Origin of the sequence: Pseudonocardia ailaonensis (assembly GCF_039531635.1) — a bacterium.
Lineage (GTDB): Bacteria > Actinomycetota > Actinomycetes > Mycobacteriales > Pseudonocardiaceae > Pseudonocardia > Pseudonocardia ailaonensis.
This window is the reverse complement of sequence record NZ_BAAAQK010000035.1, coordinates 1-6,710: the sequence shown is the minus strand read 5'-3', so window position 1 is coordinate 6,710 and position 6,710 is coordinate 1. Positions and strand designations below refer to the sequence as shown.

Annotated in this window: 9 protein-coding genes; all 9 read right to left on the bottom strand. The window is 73.7% G+C overall.

The window, feature by feature from the left end; all coding sequences use genetic code 11:
• Positions 1 to 290 precede the first annotated feature (290 nt).
• Complete coding sequence (locus tag ABD324_RS36620) at positions 291 to 776, bottom strand: DUF1269 domain-containing protein (RefSeq protein WP_344428330.1); 486 nt, start codon at positions 774 to 776, stop codon at positions 291 to 293.
• A gap of 87 nt (positions 777 to 863) precedes the next feature.
• The gene (locus ABD324_RS36615) at positions 864 to 1,070 is read right to left on the bottom strand and encodes a hypothetical protein (RefSeq protein WP_344428327.1); all 207 of its coding nucleotides are present in this window, start codon (positions 1,068 to 1,070) and stop codon (positions 864 to 866) included.
• The gene (locus ABD324_RS36610; protein WP_344428325.1) at positions 1,067 to 2,212 is read right to left on the bottom strand and encodes an AI-2E family transporter; all 1,146 of its coding nucleotides are present in this window, start codon (positions 2,210 to 2,212) and stop codon (positions 1,067 to 1,069) included. The genes ABD324_RS36615 and ABD324_RS36610 overlap by 4 nt, the downstream gene beginning before the upstream one ends.
• The gene (locus ABD324_RS36605; RefSeq protein WP_344428322.1) at positions 2,190 to 3,179 is read right to left on the bottom strand and encodes a YhjD/YihY/BrkB family envelope integrity protein; all 990 of its coding nucleotides are present in this window, start codon (positions 3,177 to 3,179) and stop codon (positions 2,190 to 2,192) included. The genes ABD324_RS36610 and ABD324_RS36605 overlap by 23 nt, the downstream gene beginning before the upstream one ends.
• Before the next feature lie 10 nt (positions 3,180 to 3,189).
• A complete protein-coding gene (locus tag ABD324_RS36600; RefSeq protein WP_344428319.1) occupies positions 3,190 to 4,602 on the bottom strand; it encodes a basic amino acid/polyamine antiporter in 1,413 nt (470 codons plus the stop codon).
• Entirely contained in the window at positions 4,599 to 5,144 is a 546-nt protein-coding gene (locus tag ABD324_RS36595; protein ID WP_344428316.1) for a hypothetical protein, read from the bottom strand. The genes ABD324_RS36600 and ABD324_RS36595 overlap by 4 nt, the downstream gene beginning before the upstream one ends.
• 156 nt (positions 5,145 to 5,300) lie before the next feature.
• A complete protein-coding gene (locus tag ABD324_RS36590) occupies positions 5,301 to 5,609 on the bottom strand; it encodes an SHOCT domain-containing protein (protein ID WP_344428313.1) in 309 nt (102 codons plus the stop codon).
• Entirely contained in the window at positions 5,606 to 6,034 is a 429-nt protein-coding gene (locus tag ABD324_RS36585) for a DUF6325 family protein (RefSeq protein WP_344428310.1), read from the bottom strand. The genes ABD324_RS36590 and ABD324_RS36585 overlap by 4 nt, the downstream gene beginning before the upstream one ends.
• Positions 6,031 to 6,710, bottom strand: a 680-nt coding sequence (locus ABD324_RS36580; RefSeq protein ID WP_344428307.1) for a MarC family protein, incomplete at its 5' end; no start/stop codon positions are given. The genes ABD324_RS36580 and ABD324_RS36585, both read right to left, overlap by 4 nt.

Genomic DNA, 6,710 nt, shown 5'->3' with positions numbered 1-6,710 from the left:
CCAGCTCTTCCGACAGCTCGAAATCGGGCCGCCGACAGTCCTTGACGCGACATAGGAGCGTCCCACCGACAGGTAGTTCGCCGCTCGCCAGTACGCGTCCAGAAGCTTCAGATCCGTCGAAGACACCCGATCTCCCCAGGTCGACCCGACCGGAACCTAGCGCGATCTTCCCGGCGGCGGGGAGTCTCCCGCGGTGAACGGTGGACCATGGGCCGGTACGTCGCCCGAGGGGGTCGCGTTCGCCGGAGCGGTGGTGAGCCGTCGTGCCGACGGGGAGAGGGACGTTCCCGTCAGTCGGCGAAGACCTCGCGCAGCTGCTGCTCCTGCTCCGAGCTGAGGTTGGTGAACAGCAGCTCGGCCGGCACGCCCTCGAAGGCCTGGGCGACCTTGTCCTCGACCGCGTCGGAGCTCAGGACGAAGAGTGCGGAGGACCCCGGGGTGACCTGCTCGCGCGTCTTGCGGATGAACTCGTCGTCGATGCCGAAGTCGGAGAACCGGCCGGCGAGCGCGCCCGCGGCGGCGCCGATCGCCGCGCCCAGCAGGGGCATCAGGAAGATCAGGCCGAAGAGCATGCCCCAGAACGCACCGCCCAGCGCCCCGGCGCCGGCGAGGTTGCGCAGCTGGTGGGTCCTCGGCTTCTTCGCGCCCTCGGCCCACGAGACGGTGGCGGCGTCGTGGACGGTGATGAGCTGCTGGCGAGCGAGCTGCTCGAGCCGTCCGACGGCGTCGTCCGCGCCGTCCGAGCTGGGGAAGCGCCACACGGTGAGAGTCGACATCTGTGCTCCTCTGCGGGGATCGGGACGTCGTCGAGCCTGGTCGGGGCCGGGGGAGCCGGGCCTCCTCCGCGGCGGGTGAGAACTCGCTCAGTCCTCGACCCGCTGGACGGCGACGACCTGCAGCCCCAGGTCCTGGATCAGGGCGAGGACGCCGTGGAGGTGGGCGTCGTCGAGGACCGTGCCGCGGACCACGGTCTCCGGTGGGGCGTCGGTCACGGTCATCCCCTCGAACGCCTCGCGGGTGGTGGGGGCCAGGTGCCCGGCGATGCGGAACTCGTAGCGGTGCGACGTCATCGTTCCTCCGCGGGTGGGTCGGGATCCGGCAGTTCGTCGGGCACGGCGTCGTCGGGCACGGCGTCGGTGACGGGCCCGGGGGCGCGGCTGCCCAGCAGGGCGTCGAGCCAGTGCGCCCGTGGGTCGGCGTCGACCAGCAGCACCTTGGCGAGCAGGGTCAGCGGGACCGCCAGGACGGCGCCCAGGGGGCCGAGCAGCCAGGCCCAGAACACGAGTCCGATCAGGGTGACCGAGACCGAGAGGCCGACCGCGTCGCCGACGAACTTCGGCTGCACCACCGACGTCAGGACGAAGTTGACGACGAGGAAGACCCCGACCACGACGAGCATGCTCGGCCAGCCGCCGGTGAGCAGGGCGAGCAGCGCGGCCGGGACGAGCCCGATCCAGAAGCCGATGTAGGGGATGTAGTTGGTGATGAACACCAGGACGCCCCAGAGCACGGCGAGCGGGATCCCGAGCAGCCCGAGCACCAGCGCGTCGACCGCGCCGGTCACCGCGCCCACCACCGTCGTCACGACGAGGAAGCGGCGGGTGCCCGACGCGAACTCGCGCAGGGCGGCCGCGACGTGCGGGCGCTGGGTCGCGACCGCCTGCAGGCGCGGTCCCGCCCCGGCGGCCTCGATGCCGAGGAACAGCAGCAGGGAGAGCAGGAAGACGAGGTTCCCGGCCAGCCCCGTCAGCCCGCGCAGCAACCCGGTGACGATGCCGACGAACCGGCCGTAGTCCAGCCCGGCGACGAGCTCGCGGAGCTGGTCCGGGCCGACGCCGAACCGGGCCAGCAGCGAGGTGGCGGAGGTGAGGACGGCGTTCAGCTCGCCCGCGTAGGAGGGCAGGACCGTGGCCAGCCGCGCGACCGAGTAGACGACGACCGCGGACAGCACGAGCAGGACCCCGTAGATCGCCAGCACCAGCAGCCCGGTGGCGAGCCAGCGTGGGGCGCCCGCGCGGACGAGTGACCCGTGCAGCGGATGCACCATGATCACCAGGACCAGGGCGAGGAAGACCGGCCCGACGAGCCACGCCGCCGCCGCGGCGCCGGCCGCGACGACGACCACCGACGCGAGGGTGAGCAGCACCGCGGTGGCCCGGGGCAGCCCCGGCCCGGACGGGGCCGGGTCGCTACCGGGCTGGGGGACGGTCATCGGCACCTCGCGGGTCGGGGCGGCCGGCTCGGTCGGGCTCGGCGGGGACGGTGCGCAGCAGGGTCGCGCGGCGGGAGCCCGGGCGCCTCGCCCGCACCGGGGGAGAAGTCGCCGGATCAGCGGTGGCCAGCCACGCCGCCAGCGAGAGCAGCACCCGCGCCCCGGCGAACAGGAACGCCAGCACCGCGAGGACGGTCCCGAACACGGCGCCGCCGAGGGAGCCCGACGTCGCCCCGACGGTCAGCGTCGTCGCCACGGTGATCGCCTCGACCAGCAGCGCCCCGGTCGCGGCGACCGGGGCGACCTGCCGCAGGGGCAGCGTGTGCCCCGGCAGCCGGCCGAGCAGCCAGGCCAGGACGCACCACGCGATCCCCCAGCCGAGCAGGACGCCCAGCGCGCCGAGCAGCGCGCCGGTCAGTGGCCGGTCGCCGAGCCCGAGCAGGCCGAGCACCGTGCCCAACCCGCCCGTCGCGGTGACGGTGAGCGCCACGGAGGTCACCAGCGCGAGCAGCAGCACCAGCAACGAGCCGAGGTCGCGGACGAACCGGAGCACCGACGCGGGCGGGCGCGGGGGCAGCTCCCACATCGCCGCCAGGGCCTCCCGGACGACGGAGATCCAGGTCGTCCCCGCCCAGACCGCGGCCACCGTGCCGACCGACGCGATGGGCCCGCGCCCGGCGACCGCCGCCGCGACGAGCGGGACGACGGCCTCGCCCACCGGGGCGGGGAACCCGCCGACCACCCAGCTCTCCAGCTCGGCGACGAGGTCCGGGCGCAGCCACAGCAGGAAGCCGGCGGCGGAGAACAGCACCATCAGCAGCGGCGTGGCCGCCAGGACGGTGGCGAAGGCGATCGCCGAGGCGAGGTGGTTGCCCCGCTGCGCGAAGAAGCGCCGGCCGGTGCGGTGCAGGTGGTCGGCCGCCGGGTAGCGGCCGCGGAGCCGCGCCGCCCGCCCGCGCAGGGACATCAGGCGCGCATCAGATCGTGATCCGGCCCGTGGCCAGGCCGACGACGCCGGCCACCGCCCCGAGGACGACCACCACCAGCAGCGCGATCTCGACCCGGGTGAACGTGCGGGCTCCCTGCTCGCGGCGCGCCCGGACGAACAGGAGCGTGCCCGGCGCGTAGACGATGCAGGACAGCAGCAGGTACTCGACGCCGGCCGCGACGATCAGGAACAGCGTGTAGACGGTCGCGAGCACGCCGACGAGGAGCTCGCGGGTCCGCGCCGGGGCGACCCGCACCGCGTACCCCGCCGCCAGCAGGTAGGGCACGAGCGACAGCGAGGTGCAGAGCTTGAGCGTGAAGGTGAACGCGTCGTCGGAGAACAGCGTCAGCAGCAGGACGACCTGGCTCAGCCCGCTGGTCAGCAGCAGGGCCGGGGCCGGGACGTCCTTCGCGTTGGTCCGGCCGAGGAACCGCGGCATGTCCGAGTGGCGGGCGGCGACGAACAGGACCTCGGCGGCCATCAGCGTCCAGGCCAGGTAGGCGCCCAGCACCGAGACGACGACCCCGACGCTGATGAACACCGCACCCCACGGCCCGACGACGGACTCCATCACCCCGGCCACCGACGGCTGGCGCTGCCCGGCGAGCGCGCCGCGGGGGAGCACCCCGTAGGACAGGATCGACACGGACGCGAACAGCGCCAGCACGGAGAGGAACCCGATGACCGTCGCCCGCCCGACGTCCTCGCGGCGCTTCGCGTAGCGGGAGTAGACGCTCGCCCCCTCGACCCCGAGGAACACGAAGACCGTGACCAGCATCGTCGACAGGACCTGGCTGCCGAGCCCCGCGTCGTAGCCCTGGCCGCCGAAGAAGTTGGCGGAGAAGACGTCCGCCTTCAGCGCGAACACCAGGACCACCACGAACGTCACCAGCGGGACGATCTTGGCGATGGTGACGACGGTGTTGATGCCCGTCGCCTCGCGGACCCCGCGGAGGATGACGAAGGCGAAGAGCCACAGGCCGACCGAGGAGATCGCGACGGCGAGCACGGTGTCGCCCTCGCCGAGCGCGGGGAGCACCGCGCCGAGCGTGGACTTGATCAGCACCCAGTACGTCACGTTCCCCACGCAGGCGCTGGCCCAGTACCCGAACGCGGAGAGGAAGCCGGGATAGTCGCCGAAGCCGGCCTTGGCGTACGCGTAGACGCCGGCGTCGAGATCGGGCTTGCGGATCGCGAGGTTCTGGAACACGAAGGCCAGCATCAGCATTCCGGCGCCGGCGACCACCCAGGCGATCACGGCCCCGAGCCCGCCCGTCGTCTGGGCGAAGTTGCGGGGCAGCGAGAACACACCGGCCCCGACCATCGAGCCGACGACCATCGCCGTCAGCGCGGGCAGGGCCAGCTCAGCGGTGCTCGCGCGGGAGTCCGTCGGGGCGCTCACCGGGACCGGACCGCGGGCTCGCTCGAGACCTGGGCGGGCACGGCGAGCACGATCCCCTCGCCGGAGTCGAGCGTGAAGGCCACCGGCAGCGTGGTGCCGGCGACGAGCCGGGAGGCGAGCCCGCCGACCTCGAGGCGGGTGGAGTCCTGCTCCTGCATCGACCGCGTCTCCCCGGGGTCGAGCTGGATGTGGACCGGCGTGCGCACGCCGTCACCGGACACGGCGGAGATCGACGCGGCGCCGGAGCTCGACACGTCCGTGATCACGACGCGGGCGGCCCCGCCGTTGTACACCGTCAGGTGCATCGGCACGGCCGATCCGGGCTGCCAGCCCTCGCGGGGCGGCGTGGCGAGGTGCACGTGCAGTAGCTGCAGGTCACCGACCTGCCCGTAGTTGCTGTCGCGGGTCTTCAGGTGCTCCGGGGGCACGGCGCACGCGGTGGCCGCCAGGGCCACGCCGACGGCGAGACCCGCCCACGCCGTCCGGGCCCGAGCCCGCCGACCAACAACAGTGCGGGGGTGGTCGCTCTGCGGCCTGTGCATGGCTGTCCTCCGCCGGGTCCCGCCGGCTGCGGTCGCATCCGGCGGGCCGACGATGCCCGCGCGGGTGGGCCTCGCCCGTCACCCGGGGCGGGTGAGAACTCGGCCACCTGTCCGTTCCGCGTCCATGCCCAGGCGTCCTTGCCCAGGCGTCCTTGCTCAGGCGCCCAGGATGCGGGCCTTCTGTGCGGTGAACTCGTCCTCGGTGAGCACCCCCGCCGCCCGCAGCTCGCCCAGCCGCGTCAACCGGTCCAGCACGTCGTCCTGGGGTGGCGGCGCAGCCAGGGGCGCGGGTACGGCGGCGTTGCGGCGCAGGAACTCCAGCTCCTCCTCCTGCCGGGCCGCGGACTGCTGGCGTGCGGTCACGCGGCCGGCGACGGACGAGGCCGTCCCGGCGATCACCGCCGTCCGCGCCACCGTGGCGAGCAGACCGGGGCCGCGGCGGCCCCGTCCCGACAGGCGTCTCACGACACCACCCCGTCCGTGGCGGCCAGGGCCGCGTCCACCGTGTCCGCGGGGATGCGGTCGTGGGTGAGCAGCAGGCCGCCGGCGCCGCGCACGGCCTCCGCCAGCCCGGCCGCCCAGAGGCTCTCCCACACGACGACGAGCGCCGTGCTGTCGGGGGCGAGCTCCTCGGCGATCACCGGGAGATCGACCTCGCCGAGCAGGCCGAGGACGTCCCCGTCGACGGCGTCGAGCGCCGCCCGGACCGGTCCGTCCAGGGAGTCGTACTCGGTCACGGAGACGGCGCCGTCCACGGACCGGTGCACGAGCAGCAGATCCAGGATCCGCACCGTGCCGGCATCGACGAGCCGCGCGATCTCGGGGACGACAGCCGGATCGACGGTCTCCCCGGGGAAGGCGAGGGCGACCCACTCCACCGGGCCGGTCACCGGTTCAGCCCGTCGAGGACGTCGACGACCATCCGGGTCGCGCCGCTGGTGAGGATCATGACCGCGATCGCGGTCAGCAGGATCCCGGCGATGCGTTCGAGAAACGCCTGCGTGGAGGGCTTGGCCCGACGCTGGACGTGGGCGGAGGCGTAGAGGGTGGCGCCGGTGACCGCGGCGTAGAGCACCCCGGCGACCGACAGCGCGACGACGTCCACGACCGAGGTCGCCTCGGCCCGGAACCCGACGAAGAACGCGAACGTCGTGCCGCCCACCGTGAGCGGGAAGGTCACCGGGACGAAGGCGTACTTCCGCCACGTGCCGGTCTGCGTGGGGGCGTCTACGGAAGTCTCGCCCGCGCCCGTTCCGGCGGGCTCCTCCGACGGTTCCGGCGGGTGCGCCGCGACCCCGCGCATCAGCGGGATGCCCTCGTAGAGCAGGGCGATGCCGCCGACCGCGGTGAGCGCCGCGGTGCTGATCCCGAGCAGCTCCAGCAGCGGCTCGCCGACCCAGAGCGCGACCAGCCCGAAGATCGCGACGTTTCCGAACAGGGCGATCGCGAGCCGGAGCTGGTCGCGGCTGCCCAGCCTGGACACGACCGGGAAGTAGGACGACAGCGCAGCGACCGGGCTGTAGAGCGCGAAGAGCGCGAGGAAGAGCAGCAGAGGCTGCTCGAACA